Source organism: Sphingobium phenoxybenzoativorans (assembly GCF_018286635.1).
Lineage (GTDB): Bacteria > Pseudomonadota > Alphaproteobacteria > Sphingomonadales > Sphingomonadaceae > Sphingobium > Sphingobium phenoxybenzoativorans.
Genome location: NZ_CP073910.1, coordinates 1532517 through 1551308 on the forward strand (window position 1 = coordinate 1532517; position 18792 = coordinate 1551308).

Consider the following 18792-nt stretch of genomic DNA (forward strand, 5'->3'; position numbering starts at 1 on the left):
TGGCCCTCGCTCAGCGGTTGCGGTTGGCGGCGGCGCCGGCGGCATCGCGCGCGTCGCGGTCGCGCTGGCGCACCACCCCGGCGTAGTTGGCCGAGAGGTTCGCCTGGTTCAGCGCCGCCATATAGGACTGACGCATCTGCGCGCGCTGGCGCAGCACTTCATCGCGCAACCCGCTCAGCTGCTCGATCCCCTTGGTGAGGATGCGCGTTTGGCAGACCTTGGCGTTGCCCGCGTCGCTGGCTCCTGCCGCGGTTGCGCCGCGCTCGGCATTGGACACGGCGAAATCTATGGAACGGGTCAGGTCGTTGAGCATCTGATAGGCGAGCGTGAGCGCGACCAGCTCATCGGTATCGCCGATCACGCTCTCGACCATGCCCTGGCGCACACCCCATTCGAGGAGCCGATAGACCGGCAGCGTACGCACATTGGCGACGAACTGCCGCTCTTCCGGCGTCAGGGCTGCGCGCGTGCGAATCTTCACCGCGATCGATTCCATCCGGCCGCGCGCAAGGATCAGCGCGCCTTGGCCGCTGCCGTCCACCGAGCAATCGGCGGAGGTTGGCGGCACGGCGATCGCCCGCGTCTGGACTTTGCCGGTCAGGAAATCGTCGACGCTCTCGGTATCCTGACGGGGACAGGCGGGAATAGCGCTGAACAGCGGCACGCGGTCGGCCTGATCCCAGCGCATATAGACGTCGCCGACCCGCGCGCGCATGACGCCCGCCCATTCCGAAGCGCCAACCCGCGCGGCGGCATGCGCCAGCAGCGAGCCCGTCCTGAAAATCTCGGTGACCTCGGCGGGACAGTTTTCGAGCGCGTCCTTGAGGTCCTCGGTCGGATTGCCCTGGTTGGCCTGGATCTTCTCGCGGCTCTGCTGATAGCTCTTGGAGAAGCCCTCGCGCACCGACTTGTAGCCGGTCATTTCCTCCATGATGCCCGACATATTGTCGTCGCCCTTGGCGATCTGGACCATGCGATTGGCAAGCCGGCAGTCGTTGACCTGGATACTGTTAAGGAAATTGGTGGCGGCCTCCATTTTCGAGATGATGTTGCCCATCTTCTCATCGAGGGTCTCGAGCAGATACTGGAAGGCAACAGCGGGAGCGGCCTGCAGGATGCTTTCGAGCTTCTGGACCAAATAGTCGGGATCGAGGAAACTCATGCCGCCCAGAAACATGTCGATGCCACCACAGCCCGCGCGGATCTTCGGTAGCGTCACGCTCATGAGGTAATCGTTGTGAACGTCGACCCGGCCCGACATTCCGCCCGCGGTGATGTAGCCACGGGTCTGGTCCTCAAAGCTGCCCGGCGACGTGTAGGTGACATTGTCGAACCAGCTTTCGGCCCAGCTCTGCGCGGAAGCGGGCGTGGCAAAGCCGCAGGCAGCGAGCAGGGGCAGGACGCGGAGTGTCAGTCGGCGGAAGGAAGCCATGGCGGGCAGCTTTCTTGGGATAGGGCGAGGATTTGGCTCCCCATGTCAGTTCCTCACCCGGTTGGAGGAGGGGCGTGGCGGTGTGGCCACGATCCCAGTGAACTTGGACATGCCGCGCACGCCGACAGCCGGCTTCACGCCGGTCAGCATCTTGGCGGCGAGATAAAGATTGCGCGCGAGATTGGGGGCATGATCCGTGCCGATCGCGACCGGAACGGTGCGATTGGCGTCAGAGACCGGGCGTACCCAGGCGACAGGATGCCCGACCCACGGCAGGTCGAGCCGTCCCGACCGCAGCATCGCTTCCTGCGCGCCGATGGTGCGGACCTTCCATCCATAACGGTGACCGAGCGTGCCGAGCCTAGTCCACAGGTCCGCGCAGGGAATGCAACCGGACGCCGTGCTCATCTCGACGATGAAGGCCGGTCCCTGGCCCTTCATGGTTTCCGCGAAATCGGGCGGCCAGTCGCGCGTCACCGGCACGCGGGCGAGCCATTTTCGCATCTCGGCCTCGGTCGCGACCGGATGGATCGCTGCGCGCATCGCCTGCTCGCGGGTCGGAGCCTGCGCCGACGCCGGGACGCCGCCCACGAGCAGGCCGACCAGCACCCAGGCCACGAGCTGCTTCACTGCTGCGGCTCCAGGCTCGCGCCGACCAGATCGCCGCCCAGCGCGCGGGGATCGGTGGCGGACACCGGCCCGGCCGAGAGGGCATCGAAAAAGCCGTCCTCTTCGCCGGCCCCGGTCAGGAACTGTTCGGGCCGGATATCGCCCGCAAGCAGCCGCACCGCCTGATAGGCCGTCTGGATGAGATTGGGATAAGCCTCGACGCCGCTGGCGATCACCATGCGCTGCTGGCTGCCCCGCCGGATGACCATCGTCGTCGGCGTGATCTCGACCCCGAACCGCTGGGCCAGTTCGGGCCTGCGGTCAATGTCCATCAGCGTGACCTGCCAGCCCATCTCCTCCTGGAAGCGCTGGACGATCGGCCACTGGACGCGGCAATATCCGCAGGTCGAACGCGAGAACATGACCAGCGCGAATTCATTGGCGCGGCCGCGCAGATATTGGCGGCGGACCTGATCCTTCTGCGCGGAAAGCTGGTCGCGGGCCTCGCCGACCATCGGATTGGCGGCCTTGGCGTTGAGTTCCGGGTGCTGCAACATCGCGATCTGGGTGACGCCCGCGAAGGCGCGCGCCTTGCGCCTCGCGAAATCCTGCAAGCGCCAGAAATCCGCGACCGCATCGACCGTCAGCACGGTCGCCGCGTAATCGCGCTGCTGCTCGATCAGCTTCCTGATCTTCGGTGGCGTCCAGGTGGCAAGCTCCGCCATCGGCGGGATGGCCGGCTTAACCAGCGCGTCAGGATCGGGCTCTTCCTCTGCCGGCTTCGGCGGCGCCTGATACCACCAATAGCCCGTCCGGGCGTCGCCGGGCGCTTGCGCGAAGGCGACCGGTGCGCAGAGCAGCAATGCCGCGGCACCGGCAAGGCAGCGCCGGCTCACAGCAGCTTCTCCATGCGTTCGAGCCGGTCAATCGCGACCGGGCCGTAGTAGCGGCTGTCGAACCCGCTCGCGTGCGACGAGCCGACATAGATCATGCCCGGCGGGATGGTCCCATACATCGGGCGCCAGTGCTCGAGCTTCTGGCCGTTGTGCCCGTAGGCCTTGCTGATCCCGAGCAGCGTCTCGTTGCAATAATACCAGCCATCCCATTCGTCGGGCCGCATCGGCGACGGCTTCTCGATCCAGTCGATGCGATCGCCGGGCAGGCACAGCGCCATCTTCGTCACCGCGACCGGCTTAGGGCCGGCGAGTGGGTGTGAGAGCGTGAAGGAAACGAAATCGCCGCGCACGATCGGTCCGGGCGCCTTGCGGACCAGCCAGGCATCGATCGACGGGCTCATCACGATCGTTGCCTGGGGAATGGCCCACCAGGTCAGGAGACCGACCGGCAGCACGATCCCAAAAGCCTTCCACAATTGCTTGGGACGCGGTGGTTGGCCAAGGCCGGAACTGCCGAGCGCCACCGCGGCTTTTAGCGGCAGCAGCTTCAGTTCGGCCCAGCCGGATCTAGCGGCCCTGAAGGCGAGCCTGAGCATCGCTGACCTCCTTCTTGCCGCCGAGGCGGGCATATTCTTCGAGAAGTCCGGAGAGCGCCGCGTCGCCATAGATGACATGGCTCGCGCGCGGGCTGTCATCCTCGCGCTCGCAATAGGGAAGCGCCGGATCGCCGGGCACCATCGCGAGCGCAGGGACGCGCGATACGCCATGCTGGCGGAAGATCAGCGGATCGACGATCAGTTGCACATCGCGCATCGCGCAGGCCGGACCTTCGCAGCCCGGATCGTGGCGCAGAATCTCGGCCGAGAGCTTCGCCATCGGTGCGACCTTTGTCAGGCCGCCGGGCATGCCGCGAAAGGCCAGCACGCCGCCGACCCGTTCTAGTTGTCCGGCATAGGTGCGCAGTGTCGTCACGGGCATGGACGAAGACACGAACAGCACCGGCACCCAGCCCTTGGTGGTCGGCGGCGCGGCGACGCCCGCGACCGCTTCCATGTCGGGTGCTTCGAGGCCGAGCGCCTGGCCGAGCCGATGCGCCATGGCCTCGCGCTCGGCGGCCAAGGCGTCCTTGCCCTTGTCGAGCGCGGCTCTGGCGCGTGCGTCCATCGCGGAAGACGGCGCGCGGTTGCGCAGACCCTCGAATGTGCGGCGACGGGTTTCTTCGGACGGCGTGGGCAGCGCCGTGGGGCCCCTGACCTCCGCTTCCTTCTTCCGCGCGGCCGCGGCGCGCTCGAGCCGGTCGAGCGCGGCCTCACCCTCGGCGGCCGTTCGATCGCGCGCGTTCTCCGGCGCCACGCTATCCTGGGCCAGCGCGGACGCTGAGACGAGCATCGCCATCGCGGCGGCTAGGCGACGCGCGCTACTGGCCGATAACCTGCATGTGGGCATCGATCTTGTCCTTCATGTCGATCTGGATGTCGGCCTGGGCGCGGGCCTCGATCTCGGAATAATATTCGGAGAGGTCCATCTTGCTGAAGTCGAGCGCCTGGAATTCTTCCGGGCTGAACCCCCGGCAATAGGGGTTCTTCGCCGTACCCCAGCCGACCCCGTTGAAGCTCTTAAGCTGCGGGCGGCCCTGCTCCTGGATGATGCGGCCAAGCTTGGTGTTGAAGCAGCAGTGGCCGCGCGATCGCTGGACACAGATGCCGAGAATACGCGAGGAGCAATAGCTGCCGACTTCGTGGCACATGCCCGATCCCTTGAGCATGCCCACTTCCATGTCCTGCTGGTCGCAACCCGACAGCAGAAAATCCATCATGAAGTTGATCGCAAGGCTGATCGCGATCGAGGTCGGATCAATACCCGCGATGATGGCGTTTGCACCCGAGGTCGCGGCTTGTCCCGCCGTCGCGCCCGCCCTGAACGCAGTGTAGGCGGCGCTCATGCCGGTATAGACGCCCTTGGCAACAGCGATCTTGGTCTGGATAGAGGTGATGGACGAACCCATGCCGTCCTTGACGATCTTGCCCTTATCCTTGCAGCAATTCTGGAACGTGGTGCGAAGGCCTGCCGGACGGCAACGCACCGCGCGACCAGCGAAGATCTCGATATTGCCAAGGCAATGGCCCTCGGCATCGACAGCGCCATCTGCCGGCGCGCCCGGATCGTCGATCACCGGATCGTCCTCGATGCCGGCGCCGTCGCTCCCCGTGCAGGCGTTGGGCGAGCACATCGGCGTGCCGCCACTTGCGGGCGTCAGGCATTGATGTTGCGATCCCAGCGGGCAGCTATACTGGCCCTGCGCATCGGCGACGCACATCGTCTGCTGGATCGGGCAGAGCCAGGCATCGTCCGCCATCGCGGAGCAGCTCGCGACCTCGCCGGGATCGCCGGCATCGCCATTGCCGTTGAGATCGGCCGCGCAGATCGGCTGCTGCGCCTGCGCCGGGCTGAATTGCCCTGCAAGCAGGAAGCCCACAACGGCGAGCGCAATCAGGGCAACACGCGTCGGCCAGAAGAGAGGACGCCAGATCATCGCACTTCTCCGGTGCAGACGAGATCGGCGCCGCCGAGGCGGACGGTCTGCATCATCACGACCGCTTCGGGAAAATCGTCGAGACAGCCGCAGGCCGAGACGATCTCCTCGCCGGGGCCGGCGGGGCAGATGTCGCCGCCCGCGCTGCCGGTCTTGCAAGCGTGATAGAAGGTGTCCCAGCCGGTGGGCGCGTTCTGCTTCGCGCCGACCACGCCATCGAGCGCCGCCGCCGTGTTCCGGGTCGGCGCGCGCGTCTTGCAGACCGGCTCGCAGGCCGGGACCGAGCCGCGATCGGGCAGCGCAAAGGGACGCGAGGACGTGGCATGGCCCCCATCGGCCGTCTTCACGCGGTCGGCGAGCATGGTCTCGGTCGAATGGTCGATGATATAGGCGCCGCGGCTGAGATCGGGCTCCGGCATCGATCCGGTGTCGACCATGCAGCGATAGCGTCGCTGGCGTCCGAACCAGTCGCGGGTGAGGCTGAGCGAACAGGCGCCGCCTTCGAACAGGCGGGTCTGCGGCAGAGGTGTGAGGCCGGTCGCGACACCGTTACGGAAGATCTCTACGCCATCGACCGTTTCGTCATGGAGCGTGCAGTTGGCGTCGCCGGCATAGCCCGCACACAGGTCGACGATGCGCTCGGTCGGATTGCAGCTCATGTCGAGCAGCGCGTCGAACTGCGCGAAGGCTTCTCCCTCACCGCCGACCGCCACACGCATCGATATGACGTGCTCGCCCTCGGTCAGCCACGGCTTGAGATCGAGATTGGGATAGGCGTACCATGTCCGGCCCCGCTCACATTTTGCCGGCGGCAGACCGCTCCCGGTCCAGTTCGCGGGATTGGAGAGGACGAGTTCACCATCGATGCGAAGCTGAATCCAGTCGTCGAAGAAATATTGCGAGAGGCGGAACTGCAAGAGCCGGTCGGGATCATCGACGCGCAGTCGCATTTGGAACTCGAAGATGCGGCAGCTTCCGCCCCGCAGACTATCGTCACGTGGCGAGCCCATCTGGAAGGTCAGCCGGTCGGGCGACGGCGCGTAGGTCGCATAGGCTCCGCCGACATGTGCGATTACGTCCTCCGCCTTGGTGGCATTCAACGACACTTCGCGCGTGATGGTGCAGGAGCGGACTTGCTCGGCCTTTCCCATCCCGGCGGGCGAGCCCTTCAATGCCTGGAACACGCTGTTCGAAGCGGCCGCACTCGCCGCATCGCCCTGGATCGCAGCCGGGCTCGCCCGATAGGCGGTCTGGGGCAGCGAGGGGTCGGTCGAACAGGCAGTGCTCTGTGCGCCGGTATAGCGGATCGCCGGGCCATCGATCACCGCCTGCGCAACCCCGACACGCGGATCAGCGGTGGTGAGCGCACCGATCACGCCGCCGCCCAGATCCTTCAGCACTGAGGCCATATTGCCCCAGACGAGGTTCGACCCGCAGCTGTTGTTGACGCAGTAGCAGCCGGCGAGATCGGTGAGGCCGACTTCGGTGAGCTTGAGATCGCCGCCGGAAGCCACGTCCCATTTGAAGCTCTTGCACAGGTTCCATGTGCCGGGCTGACAGGAGACGACGCCATTGGCGCAGATGCCCGATACCGGCACCGGCAAGGTCAACGTCTGATCGACCGCACCGTCGAGATTCTTGTCGCGGCTGATGCGGAGCGTGCCGATATCGCCCGTCGATGCGGGCTGCGCGATCAGCTCGAGCAGGGTGGCCGTCTTCTGGCAGGCGATATTGGGATTGAATGTCTGGCTGTTGTCGACGGTCGAGATCGCCTGTCCGGCAAGGCCCGGCGTCAGGTAATTCTCCTGGATCGCCTCGCTGTCGGATGTCTTCTCGCGCGAGGCTTCGGCGGCGGCGCGGGCGCGTTCCTCTATGGTCTGCGCCGACGCGGGGAGCGGCATCGCAAAGGCGGCTGTCAGAAGAGCCAGGCTGCACCGTTTCATGGCTGCCTCGCACGCGTACTGCGCGACCCGTAGGCGAAGCGCAGCACGTCTCCCGCCCAGAACGCGGCGGATCCGGGCGAGAGTACCCTATAGACGGCCTGTCCTTCGAAGATGGTCAGCGCGGCCGCCACCGAAGGCGTGGCAATAGGGGGGCTTGCCTGCCGCGATGGGGGGCTTTCGGCCGCGCTGACCGGGGGTGGAGCGACGGTGGCAGGGGGCACCGCCGCCGCTCCTTCCGCGCACCCGCCCACGGTGGGGAGCGTTCCGTGACGAGCGGGACAACCGCCCGTGCCGGGAGCGCGGGTTGGGGGAAGCGACCTGGTCATGGCGTCGAAATCCCGGCGCAGCAGATCGCTTTTTCGAAGAGCATGAATTGGGCGTTGTCTTTGCCTGGTGCGTGCTTGCCAGATGTCCACAGTGCGCCGGGACGTCCGATGTTGACGCATTTCCCGCCTTTGACGGGCTCCATGATCTGGAATTTGTAGCGGCTCTTCGTCCAGATCGGCTGCGGCTTGAACGAACAGCCGTCTTCCGAATGGATCGTGAGCGCGCCGAGGCGGCCCATCATGAAGGTGCCGCGCGCGGCGAGGCCCGCCCAGGCTTCGACCCTATCGCCCATATGGATGTCGCCCGCGACCGGATAGGTGCTGCCCCAGCTGCCCATGCACCAAAACAAGGGATCGATGGTCTTGCCCGCGGCGGCCGCGGCGCTGTCGGCCATGCAGGCAAGACCAGCGGCGGGATTGCCGAAGAGGATTCCCTCGGGCTGGATGATCGCGCCCAGCGTGCCCGACTGCCAGGTCGGCAGCACCTCGGTGATCATCGCGACGTCGAAGCCGTCATCCTCGATGCACGGCAGGTCGGTGAACATGTCGAGCATCTTCCAGACCGGCGCGATGTAATAGTGCATTTGCGCGAACAGCTTCGTCGTGTTCGTGCCGTCCGCGATCGACGACTGGCTGCCCTGCAGCTTGCCGCCGGTTGGCATTAGATCGACACCCAAAGCCATCATGCAGCCCGGTTCCGTCACCACATCGATCATGCGATTGGGCGTCCAGAACGACACTTTGACCCCAAACCAGAAGGTCGCGCCCTTGCGGCAGGCACAGAGCGGCTTCGACGCCGATTGCGCGTCGAGCGCCTTGTCGAGTTTGTCGTAGCTGCCGACGCGCACGCCGCCGATGGTAATCGGAAAGATGCAGTTCCAGCGCACCTTTGTGATCGGGTTGAACACCGTATCGCTGGGGCATTTGGAGGCGTGCGCAGGAGTGGCAGGCGCCAGCAGCGACAGCGCAATAGCCGCCGCGCCGGTCCGCAACATGGAAGCTACCCGGCTCATGGATTTGCCTTTCGGGATTGGGCGCGGTCGGGCCGCACTTCGGTCAGTTCGAGTTTCTGGCCGATCTGACGGATAATCACCGGCGCGACGGTGAGACCGAGCCGGTCCTTCACCCGCTCTTCGAGCATGAACAGCGCACGGCCATGGCGCTCGCCCAGCGACAGGGCGTCGTCGCTTGGATCACCACCGCCGGTCACGATGATCCAGTCGGTCAGCGCAGCGGTCTTGAGTGCCCAGCCGATATCGCGCGGATGGACGACCACCAGCTTTTGCGGGAGCGACACATAGGTGAGCGGATTGAAGGTGAAGCCCTTTGGATAGAGCAGCTTGCCGTCCGGGAGCCGAATCTCGGTATCGAGCGTGTAGAAAGGCACGACATGCCGGACCCGATCCTCGCGCGTCGTGGCGAGGGTCGCGCCCTTGAGCGCGCTCCAGCCAGAGCGTGGCCCGAACTTCTCAGCCATATTCGGGGGATGCTGCGCCGCACGGGCCTCGATTTCGGCCATCGCATCGGGCTCGGCGATCGGCCAGGTGCGCCCGATGGTCGAGGTCTCGGCGCGAGCGGCGGACGCAAGCAGCAGAGATCCGGCGATCAGCCCTGCGATCAAGGCGGACTGGAAGACGACGATCGGCCAGCCCGTGCGGTCGGATTCATCGGCCACGGTGGCGCTCCCTCCATGGAACAGGCGGCGTCCGGCTTTCGCCGCAAACCGCGCAGATGAACGCCGACAGGCCGAGCACGAGGGTCAGCCAGATGAGCGCCTGGTTGCCGCCGAGGTCCGGGGCCGACCACAGCACCAGCCCCGACTGCACGATCAGCAGCAGATGAGTGCCGACCAGCAGGCGGATCGATGGCGGGCAAGGCGAGGTGGAGAAGATGCCGTTCATCGCCGCCTCCACCACAGCGTCAGCCGCGCTAGGCCGGTGTTGGCAAGATCGGAGAAGCCGAGAAGGAAGAAGAAGCCGACTAGGCACACGACAAGGACAAGCGGTGCATCGGTCATCACGGTGCCGAGCGGTACGCCAAACCGGGCCCGCATGGCGCTGAGCGTTATGGTGATGATCGCGGCCTGGAAGACCGGAAGACCGAGGCCCCAGAGAAAGGTGCGTGTCTCCAGCCGATCGACGGTAAGATCCTCAATGAGCACCGTGATGTCGGGATCGCGGTCGAGATCACATGCGAGAATCTCGGTCTCCGGCATTGGTTCTGATGCAAGGACTGGTGGCTGAGCCTCGCCGGCGCTCACCAAGGTGTGGACGGTGGCACATGGCTGGGTGATCCGCCGGGGTCGGCGCAGAAGCCGCCGTGCAAGATCCTCCGATGCCAATGTCCAGGATGGAACGCGGCCCAGTATGGATGCAATGCCGAGAGGCACCGCGGCGCCAGCCAGCGCGCATCCGCCGATTATCGCGGCGAGGAGCGGCGCAGGCCCGCTGCCTGCAAGCCCCTCGTGGGCGAGCATGAGATAGGTCGCTGCCGCGAAGCCTGATCCACCGAACGCAAGCGAGATCATGGTGCGGCGCGAGCGGGTGCGTTCGGACTCGAACAATTCGGTCTGCGCGTCGCTGGTCGCTTCGAGCATTCGGATATGGAGAGCCATCTCTTGTCGCGAGCGGAGCAAGAAGTCGTAGAGCGTTTCACCGGGCCTGCGCTCGGTGTAGGCCGGGATGAGATGACCATTGCCGTCGCGGTTGAGTGACACGGAGATCATCGCGGCCTCCTGAAGCGGGCGAGCAGGCGACCCGCAGCGCCGGTGAGGCCGATCAGGATGAGCCCGGTCACGAAGCAGCCGGCTCCGACGACGCCCGCGCCGCGCAGGACGAGACCGATCGGCTGATCGAGAACCACGCCGGCCGCGAGTACCAGCGACGCGATCATCACCGATTCGATGACGACGAGCCGGAACCGCCAGCGCAGCGCATCGGCCTCGGCCCGCGCGGCGACGCGCGCCTCGACATAGGATTCAAGATCGTCGCCCGGCGAAAGCTCGAGCGCGAGTTGGTTGGAATGCGACTTACGCTTGAGCATCATAGCCTCCCTGAGGGGTGAGGATTTCCGCGGGATTGACCCCGGCGAGATCGCAGACCGCTTCGAGCGGCGAGCGGCCTGCGCGCACCAGCGCCTCGAACGCGGCAACGTCCTCGGGGGCGGAGGTGTTGATCCAGTAGGAGAAGGGATCGACGACGAGCCGGGCAATGCCGAGCCCGAGCGGGCTGTCGATGAACACCTCGCTATAGTTGGGCTTGTTGTTCCGGACCGATTTCAGCAGGTCGAGAACGAAGCCCGAGTAATCGAGGATCTTGTTCTCGACCGCCTTGTCGTAAGTCGAACCCTGGAGCAGGAATCGGGTAGCGGCATTTTCAAGGATGACCTGACCCGTGCCGCCGAACAGCAGCAGGTCGTTCATGCTCTGGAGCACGATCCCGAAGCTGCCCCGATATTTGCGGGCACGACGATAGCCCTGGCTGAAGGCTTCGGCCAAGCGCGAGAGGTCCTGACCGTCGCCGCGCGTCATGAACTGCGCGGCTTCGTCGCAGAGCACGAAGCGCGGGCGGTCGCGGGCGGACAGGTAGAGTTCCTGGGTGACCGCGTTCACCACCACCATGATCACGACGTTGAACAGGTCGGGCATGGCCTTGAGCCGTTCCAGCTCCAGCACCACGAATTCGTCGGCCGATATGTCGAAGGTGGAAGGGCCGTTAAAATAATGGCCGTAAGCCCCCTCCGACCCGAAATCGCGCAGGTTGAACGCGAGTTCGCGCGCGGTCGGCACGAGATGGTCCACCCGGTCGAGATCGGATGCGGTGTTGGCGGGATAGGCGCCGAGCCATTCGCGAACCGCGTCGATCCCGGCTTCGGCGCGGCCGCTGTCGATCGCCCATTGGACGGCGGACTTCAGCAGGTTCCATTCCGACGTCGTAACGGCCTTGCGGGTGGCGGCGTTCGCCATTTCCGCGACGATCGACACGGCCATGGAGATCGCGGATTCGCGATCGTCGCCATCGAGAGCCAAGCCGAGATCGAAGGGATTGAGGACGAGATGCTCTTCGCCGAGGTCGATATAGCGGCCCGAACACAACGTGCAGAGTTTGCGATAGCTCCCGCCGATGTCGATGATGCGGATGAGCGCGTTCTGCGCGAAATATTGCTGACACAGGTTGTTGAGCAGGAAGCTCTTGCCCGCGCCCGATTCGGCCGAGACGATAAAATTATAGTTGTTGATCCGCGGATCGAAGAGATCGAGCGTGATGAGCTGACCCTTGCGCCCGGTATAGAGCAGCGCCGGGCGGCCGCCGCCCCTGAAATCGGTCTGGATCGGCGACATCAGCACGCCCGCGCGCACGGGCACGCGAAAATCGCGTTGCAGCATGCGGATCGTCCGGCGCTCGGGATAAAGGCCGAATGGCAGGCTCGCGGCCAGCAAGATCGGATTGAGGTAGGATTCCTCCTGCACCATCCACGGCAAGGGCTCCGATTCCCACAGCCGCTTGGCGCGGGCCGCCATCTCGCGTGCCTGGTGACGGTCGCGGCCGAACACCCACAGCGTCGGGATGACCGAAACGAAGCGGCTGTTGCCGACTTCGTCCAAAATCCACGAGATCTCCTCGATCTGCTTGCCAACCTCGACCGCGAAGCTGCCCGCCGCTTTCTGCGCGCTCAAAATTTGAGCACGCTTATGGATCTCGAACTGGGAGTGATCGAACAGCACGTTGAGCGTGAACAGGAATGGCCCGCCGATCTGGTCGCTGTCCTCGGCCGACCCGCGCATGCCGCCGGTCAGGCGATTGGCGCGCTCGGCGGTGATCCGCTTGGGCGGCGACTTGGGCGTCAGGCACCGCGCAACCTGGTTACCCAGAAACACCTCCGGCCCATCGAAGCGGAGCGCCGGTCCCGCGTCGATGATCTGCCGCCGCAGTGGCACGTCGGCGCTCTGGGTGAAGACGCCCGGCGCCGAAGCATGCACGCCATTGAAGATGCGCCGGTAGAAGCTGACGATCTCGCCCGCCGCCATCGGACGGATGCCGAGCTTGGAGAGCTGCTCCTCGATCTGGCGCCGCAGATCGCTGTCCATCGGCGCCCTGGTCTTGACCGAGAGGAAGGTGCGGAAATTGCGGACGGGGATGCCGTGGAGCGCCTTCAGGCCCATCGTGCCGCCTTGCAGATAGTCGAAGGTCCGCCGCGCCGATGCCTGGATTAGCGGATCGGGCCGGATCTTCAAATCGAGGAACGCGTCGAGCGCGCCCTCGACCAGCGGATCGGCGAAGCTCTGAAGCTGAAGGATCGTCCCTTCGGGAAAGTTGACATTGAGCAGCCCGAGCAGCGCCTCATGCACATGCGCGAACAAATAGGCGGCGGGAACCAGTTCCCATGCGTAGCCCCAGCCATCGTCGATGGTGAGGAAGGCCTGCTCTTCCTCGACCCAGGCGGCGAGCGGCAGGAAATCGGAATAGCTGTCGCGCTCCACGCTCCGGTGCAGCCGTGCCAGCGTAATGCCGGCCTGATAGCTGCTCATGGCCGGGGTCCCATCTCGTTCTGGGCATCGCCGGGACGGTCCTTGACCTGTTCGAGAACGTTCGCGCGGGCCGCCGGCGACACCGGGGTGACCAGATAGTCGCCGACTACCCATTGCGGCCGCTCGACCAGCGAATGGACGTAGCGCGGCATATAGAGCCGGTCGGGGCGCTGCCGGTCGGCATAGGGCAGGATCAGCGTGCGCACCGTGCGCGGTGGCTTGAGCATCGGCGTGACCGGCTGCTCGATCAGCCCCTGCAATTCGCGATAGACGCTATCGCGATAGCCTTCGAACGCGCCAGATGCCGCCTTACCGGAACCGCGCGCTGGCTTGCTATCGCGCAGCAGCTTCTTGTCCCTGGTGACGGCGGGATCGGACTTCGACGCCACGCCCGCCACCGCGTCGGCATAGGCCTTGTCGGGATGGATGCACTGGCCGTGATCGTCGTTCTTGCAGGAGAATTTCTCGCTGTAGGGCGACATGACCGAGCCGAGCGTCGCGCAGCCGCCGAGCGCCAACAGCGCCGAGAACGGCAGGACGAGGGACGCAGCGCGCGACAGGCGCGAGGGCGGTAGTGTCCGCATGACATGAACTCCCTTTTGGATTTGAGCCAAGCGCATCAGAATTTGCTCCCGGCGGTCGGCTTGATTTCGAGGCTCACGCCTTCCTGGATGACGACGACGACATCCTTGGCCGCGCCCACCTCGACGATGGGGCCGGCTTGCCTGGCGAGATCCAAGTAGAAATCGGTGAGCTTGTCCGACGAGCGCGAGAGGCCGCCGGCGATCCCGGCCTGTGCGGCATCGCCCGCATCGAGCGTGCGGACCGAGCCGAGCGCCGAGGTCGAGACATTTCCGACCGTGTTCTCGAAGGTCTGCGCAACGCCGGTGATGGTTCCTGCAATGAAGGAGCGAGCGAGCGCCGCGCCGGCGCGCGTTACCACCTTGCCGGAAAGACCCTTTTTCCCATCCGCGTCGACGAAGAAGCCCTTGATCGGCTGATCGACTACCGAGCGTTCGTCGAAATCGACGCAGGAGAGGCTGACCAGCTGGACTTCGACCCGTTCCTTGGCAAGCGACCCCGTGGCATTGCCGATCACAAAGCAGCCGGAGAGATTGGCTTTGACATCATTTGGCAAGACCGCCGGAGCTTGCACTCTCGCGATCAGCGGCTCGGGATTGTTGGTCGCGTCCCGGCTCGCCAGCGCGTCGATCCCGGTCAGCAGCCGCGCTTTCATGAAACCAGGCGGCAAATAGATCGTCCGGGTCTTTTTTTTAGCGCCCGATGCCGCATCCCCGCCGCTACCGACCGGCGTGGTCGCCGCGCCGATCGCGCCCACCGTCTTCTCGACGGGCGGAGCCGGAGGCGCAGGCGGCGCGGTCGGAGGCGACGGAGGCGCGGAAGCCGACGGATCGATATCGCCGTTCGCGGGCGGCTCTGGAAAGGCCGGAACGTCGCCGGGGATCGCCGGCGGCAGGTCGCCGTCGATCGCGCCCGCCGTGCCGGCCCCCGGCACTATCTTCCCTTCTTCGATCGCAGTGACACGCTCGCCGAGCAGCGTCTGGCCGTCGAGGATCTTCTTCAGGTCGCCGCGCAGCTTGATCTCGAGGCTATCGCCGCGAAGTCCGGCGCCCATGTCGAGATGCGAACTCGGAGGGACAACCGCTTCCTTCGTGCCTTCGCCGCTCGCCGAGTAGAGGCCGAGCCCCAGCGCTCCGATCACCCCGGCGACACCGAGCTGCTTCAGACGCAGCTGCTGGCGCGCACTCAGCGTCTGCCACCGCGCCTTGAGGTCGAGTAGTGCGGGGCCGCGCAGGGAAATTTCGGGTCGCGCACGCTCTTCCTGAAAGCCGTCGAGGTCGAGCTCGCCGTCACGGCCCTGGGGCATGCGATCGTCGCGGCCGCCGCGATTGCTTGGGCTGCGATCATTGGGACCGGCGGGGCTCATTGCCCGGCTCCCCGGCGCACGACGATCAGCCGCGCGGTCTCGCCCGCCGAGAGAGTGCCGCGGTCGATCGTGACCGCGAAGATGTTGGCGCCGAGCGCGCTGTCGAGGAAGCTGCGTTCATCGAGCAGCGTATCGCTCGCTACCGACACCAGATATTCCGACGCCGAGAGGCTGGAACCGTCGACCTCGATGCGGCGGCGCTCCTCGATGCTGGCATCGGGGAGCAGTCCCAGGCGTAGCGGACCCGAACGCGGCGCTACGCTGGTGAAGCTTGCCGGTATCCGGTCCTGGAGCATCGAAAGCGTGATCGAGACCGCGCGCTCCTCCTCGACCAGCGGCCCGAGCAGCTCTTCGTTGGCCTTCGCGCGCTGGACGCCGCCGGGCTGGAGCATCACGGTCTGCGCCTGGATGTCCGACGGTTCGGCGTAGAGCGCATAGACCGCGCCGTTGCAGGTGATGAAAAATTCGGAGGGGACCGTCACATAGGTCCGCGTCACCGCGCCGGCGTCGTCGATCTCGCGCACGAGGAACTTGATCCAGGCGTCGGACCCGGCGCGCTCGACGGCGATCGCCTTCTCGGCGGAGAACTTGACGTCCTCGATCTCGCCGCCCGCGCAGATGACATGGTTGATGTCGCGGTTGGACAGGCGGATGGTGCTGGTCTGGTCGGGCAGCGCGACGATGGTCTGCGCCATGGCCGGCAGCGGCATCAGGACGAGGCCGAGCGCCAGCAGCCGCCTAGCGGAGCTGTGCATCAAAGTTCTCCTCGGTAAGGGCGGTGAGCCAGAAGCGGCCGTTGTCGATCACGTAGCGAATCCGCAGATTGCCCCGGAACTTGCGGATCACGCCGCCGATCACGCGCACCTTTTCGACGGGGACGAGGATCTCGGTCCGGGTCCAGGTCACGGGCTGGTCGGGGCGAATGTAGGTCGCGATCGAGAGCGTTGGATTGTTCGCCAACTCGTCGAGCAGGCGGTTGAGGCTGTCGCGCAGGCTGTTGTAGGTCGACGGGTGAACGATCGAGAGCAGTTCCTGAAACTGCCGGTCCGCCGAATAGGCCGAATAGGTGCCCGACAGCGAAACCACGTTGCGCGTGATGGTGCGGAGGTATGCCTCGGACGGCTCGCTGCCGGTCACATAGAGATCGCCGCCCGCGCCGAAGGGCACAACGACGGTGCGGGTGTTCTGGTTCGAGGTGTAGATGAGCGTGCCGAGCACGGCCGTGATCCCGAACAGGCCGACCACGGCGAGCTTCAGCAGCCGGTTCTCCTCGAACAGGTTGCTCGAACCCTGGAGATAGCGGTGCAGGCCGAAGCTCGCGGGCTTGCCGAGCAGCGGATCGCGTGGAGGCGCATCGGGGGATTTGCGTCCGAACATCGCTTGTCCTCACTCGAAGAAGCGGGTCTGCGTCGGACCCGGATAGTGGCGGAAGCCGACCAGCCCCCAGCGCCAGGCCATGTGCGGGATGAAGCCGCGCGGCTTGGTGCGGAGCCAGGGAACGAAAAGGAGAAGACCCGCGACGAGCCCCCAACCGAGCATCCCGCCGAGGATTACGGCGACGAAGATGACGGTGATCACCAGCACGAATTCGTCCGAACCAAACCACAGGATCTGGACCGGTTTGTGCAGATATTGGGGTAGCCGCTCGTTCACGAGCCTTCTCCTCCTTGCGTCGTGACCTCCCTGCGAAGCCGGTTGAACTTCGTGGGCTGTCTCGCCATCGCGCCTGCGCGCGCTGGCCCGTTGAGGTCCGCCGGCGGCCATGCCTGGGCGGCGGACCGAGCCGTCAGATCACCATTCCGAAAGTCTGGAGGATCGAGTCTGCCTTGATCAGGCAGACCGCCGCGACGATGGTCGGAATGCCGATCATGATGTTGGAAAAGAGCCTGCTCACGCCGAACAGGAAGGCGGCGACCCCGCCGACGAAGCCGAGCGGGCCTTTTACGCCCTGGTTCACGACGATATCGTAGATGTCGTAGCCAAGGTCGCCCGCGGCCGGCGCGGAGAAGGCGTGTGCCCCTCCGGCGCCGAGCAGCGCGAGCGCCGTCAAAGGGATGCCAACATTGGCGAGCGAGACGGTCTGTCTGCCGATGGTCCTCAACATGCACTTGCTCCTGCGAAGATGGGCCGCTCCGGGATCTGCTTGCCGGCATCGATGGGGATCGCTGTCGGCCGGCGGCGAGGCTGGACGGCCCTGTTCGGGTCTCGTCGCCGGCATTGGGGCCTGCGCGGTGATGCACCGCGCGTTCGCCGTGTGGGCGGCCGGGAAACGTCAGCGGTCGGCATCTGCGAGCGCCTTGTTCCCGGCGAGAAATTCCTCGATCTCGGCCTGCCGGAAGCCTGAGATGATCTTGCCGTCCGCGATCAGCGTGGGCGTGCCGGTGATGCCGATGTTCCGAACGATCCCGGCATCGGACTTGACCCTGGCCTGGCCGTCCGCACAACTGAGCAACGGTTTCGGCGCAGCGCCGGCATAGATCGCCTTGAACGCCGCCTCCTTGTCGGGCGAGCACAGGATATGCTCGGCCTTGGCGGCTGCTTCCGGGTGAATGCCGGAGACAAAGAAGATCAGCCGCCGTACCGGTTTGCCCTCGGCTGCCTTCGCCGCCCAGAAGCGATCGAGCGCGCGGCAATAGGAGCAATCGGGATCGGTGAACTCGATGACGACCGGAGCGTCCGCAGGGCCGATGGCAAGGGCCTTGCCGGTATCGATCGCGGCGAGCTTCTTGGCCGCAGCGGTATTCTGCGCCAGTGCGGTCAGGTTATGCCCGTTGCGGTCGTAGACTTCCGCGAACAGCAGGTGCTCGCTCTCGGGCGCATAGTATATGATGCGGCCGCCCGCCGATGCCTGATAGATCGGTCCCTTGACCGGCGCCGGCCCGAAATCCTCGAACTGGAGATTGGTGAAGGTCTGCCGCAGTTCGCTCTCGGCCTCACGCGCCGCCGCGACAAGCGGATCGGCCTGCTGTGCCGATGCCGCGCTTTGAACGGCGAGGAGGAGGGGCAGGGCGAGGGCGGCCGCCCCGAGCTTACGGATGCGCATGGGAGGTCTCCTGAAAGGCGCTGGCAGAACCGGAAAGCAGGCGCGCATCGAGGTGCGTGCCCGATCCCACCGGGACGTGGCGGCGAGTGACTGGGGCGGGGGTGGCGTCCATCATGTCGGAGACCACAGCGCGGATGACGAAGCCGTCCGCTGTTGCAGCGATGGCGCGTGGCCGCTGCAGGTTCGGCGCGTTGCTTCCCCGCTGGGGACGCTCGCCGGGCGCGGCGCATGCCGTCGTCGTGGCGATCAGGGCGCTCAGGGCAGCCGTCATCGCTTTGGTAATCGGCTTCATGCACGACTCCAATCGGCGCCTCGCGCCCTTGGTTAAGATTACTTAACGATCCGAAGTATCAGGTCCGATTCGACCTGCGTTGTTCGGAACGAAGCCTGACTGATTGGAATCGAAGAGGATTGCAACAGGCCCCGGCAGCGGCCTGCCGCCACCAACGAAATTAGCCGGAATTGCGCGAAATTAGTTCTAATCCGGCCTGTCCGGGAGCACTCGCGCCGGTCGGTTGCGCTATCGGCAAGAGAG

Annotated in this window: 21 protein-coding genes; all 21 read right to left on the minus strand. The window is 65.6% G+C overall.

Going from position 1 to position 18792, the window contains the following annotated elements:
- Positions 1 to 10: 10 nt before the first annotated feature.
- Positions 11 to 1432, minus strand: coding sequence for a conjugal transfer protein TraH (locus KFK14_RS07370; protein WP_212610424.1), 1422 nt, complete (start codon positions 1430 to 1432; stop codon positions 11 to 13).
- Positions 1433 to 1477: 45 nt separating this feature from the next.
- On the minus strand, positions 1478 to 2062 hold the full coding sequence (locus tag KFK14_RS07375) for a hypothetical protein (protein WP_021244028.1): 585 nt from the start codon (positions 2060 to 2062) through the stop codon (positions 1478 to 1480).
- The gene (locus KFK14_RS07380) at positions 2059 to 2937 is read right to left on the minus strand and encodes a conjugal transfer protein TraF (protein WP_212610425.1); all 879 of its coding nucleotides are present in this window, start codon (positions 2935 to 2937) and stop codon (positions 2059 to 2061) included. Before KFK14_RS07380 ends, KFK14_RS07375 begins: the two co-directional genes overlap by 4 nt.
- Positions 2934 to 3533, minus strand: a complete 600-nt coding sequence (locus KFK14_RS07385; protein WP_212610426.1) for a S26 family signal peptidase — start codon at positions 3531 to 3533, stop codon at positions 2934 to 2936. Before KFK14_RS07385 ends, KFK14_RS07380 begins: the two co-directional genes overlap by 4 nt.
- The gene (locus tag KFK14_RS07390) at positions 3505 to 4332 is read right to left on the minus strand and encodes a type-F conjugative transfer system pilin assembly protein TrbC (RefSeq protein WP_246524956.1); all 828 of its coding nucleotides are present in this window, start codon (positions 4330 to 4332) and stop codon (positions 3505 to 3507) included. The genes KFK14_RS07385 and KFK14_RS07390 overlap by 29 nt, the downstream gene beginning before the upstream one ends.
- A gap of 22 nt (positions 4333 to 4354) precedes the next feature.
- Positions 4355 to 5470: a conjugal transfer protein TraN gene (gene traN / locus KFK14_RS07395; RefSeq protein ID WP_212610428.1), complete on the minus strand. Its 1116-nt coding sequence runs from the start codon at positions 5468 to 5470 to the stop codon at positions 4355 to 4357.
- On the minus strand, positions 5467 to 7413 hold the full coding sequence (locus tag KFK14_RS07400; protein ID WP_066516497.1) for a hypothetical protein: 1947 nt from the start codon (positions 7411 to 7413) through the stop codon (positions 5467 to 5469). The genes traN and KFK14_RS07400 overlap by 4 nt, the downstream gene beginning before the upstream one ends.
- Before the next feature lie 322 nt (positions 7414 to 7735).
- Positions 7736 to 8734, minus strand: coding sequence for a TraU family protein (locus tag KFK14_RS07405; protein WP_407695337.1), 999 nt, complete (start codon positions 8732 to 8734; stop codon positions 7736 to 7738).
- A gap of 14 nt (positions 8735 to 8748) precedes the next feature.
- Positions 8749 to 9414, minus strand: a complete 666-nt coding sequence (locus KFK14_RS07410; RefSeq protein ID WP_066516500.1) for a conjugal transfer protein TraW — start codon at positions 9412 to 9414, stop codon at positions 8749 to 8751.
- Positions 9404 to 9640, minus strand: coding sequence for a hypothetical protein (locus tag KFK14_RS07415; RefSeq protein WP_066516585.1), 237 nt, complete (start codon positions 9638 to 9640; stop codon positions 9404 to 9406). The genes KFK14_RS07410 and KFK14_RS07415 overlap by 11 nt, the downstream gene beginning before the upstream one ends.
- Complete coding sequence (locus KFK14_RS07420; protein WP_066516501.1) at positions 9637 to 10464, minus strand: hypothetical protein; 828 nt, start codon at positions 10462 to 10464, stop codon at positions 9637 to 9639. The genes KFK14_RS07415 and KFK14_RS07420 overlap by 4 nt, the downstream gene beginning before the upstream one ends.
- Positions 10461 to 10784: a hypothetical protein gene (locus KFK14_RS07425; protein WP_306304822.1), complete on the minus strand. Its 324-nt coding sequence runs from the start codon at positions 10782 to 10784 to the stop codon at positions 10461 to 10463. Before KFK14_RS07425 ends, KFK14_RS07420 begins: the two co-directional genes overlap by 4 nt.
- Positions 10768 to 13266 (minus strand): TraC family protein, encoded by a 2499-nt coding sequence (locus KFK14_RS07430; RefSeq protein ID WP_212610429.1) that lies wholly within the window; start codon positions 13264 to 13266, stop codon positions 10768 to 10770. The genes KFK14_RS07425 and KFK14_RS07430 overlap by 17 nt, the downstream gene beginning before the upstream one ends.
- A complete protein-coding gene (locus tag KFK14_RS07435) occupies positions 13263 to 13850 on the minus strand; it encodes a TraV family lipoprotein (protein WP_212610430.1) in 588 nt (195 codons plus the stop codon). Before KFK14_RS07435 ends, KFK14_RS07430 begins: the two co-directional genes overlap by 4 nt.
- A 35-nt stretch (positions 13851 to 13885) precedes the next feature.
- The gene (locus tag KFK14_RS07440) at positions 13886 to 15214 is read right to left on the minus strand and encodes a TraB/VirB10 family protein (protein ID WP_246524957.1); all 1329 of its coding nucleotides are present in this window, start codon (positions 15212 to 15214) and stop codon (positions 13886 to 13888) included.
- Positions 15211 to 15969: a type-F conjugative transfer system secretin TraK gene (locus tag KFK14_RS07445; protein WP_212610431.1), complete on the minus strand. Its 759-nt coding sequence runs from the start codon at positions 15967 to 15969 to the stop codon at positions 15211 to 15213. The genes KFK14_RS07440 and KFK14_RS07445 overlap by 4 nt, the downstream gene beginning before the upstream one ends.
- The gene (locus KFK14_RS07450; protein WP_212610432.1) at positions 15953 to 16591 is read right to left on the minus strand and encodes a TraE/TraK family type IV conjugative transfer system protein; all 639 of its coding nucleotides are present in this window, start codon (positions 16589 to 16591) and stop codon (positions 15953 to 15955) included. Before KFK14_RS07450 ends, KFK14_RS07445 begins: the two co-directional genes overlap by 17 nt.
- Positions 16592 to 16600: 9 nt before the next feature.
- Positions 16601 to 16867 carry a type IV conjugative transfer system protein TraL gene (locus tag KFK14_RS07455; protein WP_212610433.1) on the minus strand — a complete coding sequence of 89 codons (267 nt, stop codon included), beginning with the start codon at positions 16865 to 16867 and terminating at the stop codon, positions 16601 to 16603.
- Positions 16868 to 17000: 133 nt separating this feature from the next.
- Positions 17001 to 17318 carry a hypothetical protein gene (locus tag KFK14_RS07460; RefSeq protein ID WP_086485627.1) on the minus strand — a complete coding sequence of 106 codons (318 nt, stop codon included), beginning with the start codon at positions 17316 to 17318 and terminating at the stop codon, positions 17001 to 17003.
- A gap of 168 nt (positions 17319 to 17486) precedes the next feature.
- Positions 17487 to 18257: a DsbC family protein gene (locus tag KFK14_RS07465; RefSeq protein WP_212610434.1), complete on the minus strand. Its 771-nt coding sequence runs from the start codon at positions 18255 to 18257 to the stop codon at positions 17487 to 17489.
- A complete protein-coding gene (locus KFK14_RS07470; protein ID WP_212610435.1) occupies positions 18244 to 18549 on the minus strand; it encodes a hypothetical protein in 306 nt (101 codons plus the stop codon). Before KFK14_RS07470 ends, KFK14_RS07465 begins: the two co-directional genes overlap by 14 nt.
- Between the last annotated feature and the right edge of the window lie 243 nt (positions 18550 to 18792).

Coding starts and splice junctions, on each gene's coding strand:
- KFK14_RS07470 (WP_212610435.1), bottom strand. CDS start 18,549: ATGAAGCCGATTACCAAAGCGATGACGGCTGCCCTGAGCGCCCTGATC.
- KFK14_RS07370 (WP_212610424.1), bottom strand. CDS start 1,432: ATGGCTTCCTTCCGCCGACTGACACTCCGCGTCCTGCCCCTGCTCGCT.
- KFK14_RS07445 (WP_212610431.1), bottom strand. CDS start 15,969: ATGCACAGCTCCGCTAGGCGGCTGCTGGCGCTCGGCCTCGTCCTGATG.
- traN (WP_212610428.1), bottom strand. CDS start 5,470: ATGATCTGGCGTCCTCTCTTCTGGCCGACGCGTGTTGCCCTGATTGCG.
- KFK14_RS07465 (WP_212610434.1), bottom strand. CDS start 18,257: ATGCGCATCCGTAAGCTCGGGGCGGCCGCCCTCGCCCTGCCCCTCCTC.
- KFK14_RS07390 (WP_246524956.1), bottom strand. CDS start 4,332: ATGGCGATGCTCGTCTCAGCGTCCGCGCTGGCCCAGGATAGCGTGGCG.
- KFK14_RS07450 (WP_212610432.1), bottom strand. CDS start 16,591: ATGTTCGGACGCAAATCCCCCGATGCGCCTCCACGCGATCCGCTGCTC.
- KFK14_RS07415 (WP_066516585.1), bottom strand. CDS start 9,640: ATGAACGGCATCTTCTCCACCTCGCCTTGCCCGCCATCGATCCGCCTG.
- KFK14_RS07435 (WP_212610430.1), bottom strand. CDS start 13,850: ATGCGGACACTACCGCCCTCGCGCCTGTCGCGCGCTGCGTCCCTCGTC.
- KFK14_RS07440 (WP_246524957.1), bottom strand. CDS start 15,214: ATGAGCCCCGCCGGTCCCAATGATCGCAGCCCAAGCAATCGCGGCGGC.
- KFK14_RS07425 (WP_306304822.1), bottom strand. CDS start 10,784: ATGATGCTCAAGCGTAAGTCGCATTCCAACCAACTCGCGCTCGAGCTT.
- KFK14_RS07405 (WP_407695337.1), bottom strand. CDS start 8,734: ATGTTGCGGACCGGCGCGGCGGCTATTGCGCTGTCGCTGCTGGCGCCT.
- KFK14_RS07385 (WP_212610426.1), bottom strand. CDS start 3,533: ATGCTCAGGCTCGCCTTCAGGGCCGCTAGATCCGGCTGGGCCGAACTG.
- KFK14_RS07400 (WP_066516497.1), bottom strand. CDS start 7,413: ATGAAACGGTGCAGCCTGGCTCTTCTGACAGCCGCCTTTGCGATGCCG.
- KFK14_RS07460 (WP_086485627.1), bottom strand. CDS start 17,318: ATGTTGAGGACCATCGGCAGACAGACCGTCTCGCTCGCCAATGTTGGC.
- KFK14_RS07420 (WP_066516501.1), bottom strand. CDS start 10,464: ATGATCTCCGTGTCACTCAACCGCGACGGCAATGGTCATCTCATCCCG.
- KFK14_RS07430 (WP_212610429.1), bottom strand. CDS start 13,266: ATGAGCAGCTATCAGGCCGGCATTACGCTGGCACGGCTGCACCGGAGC.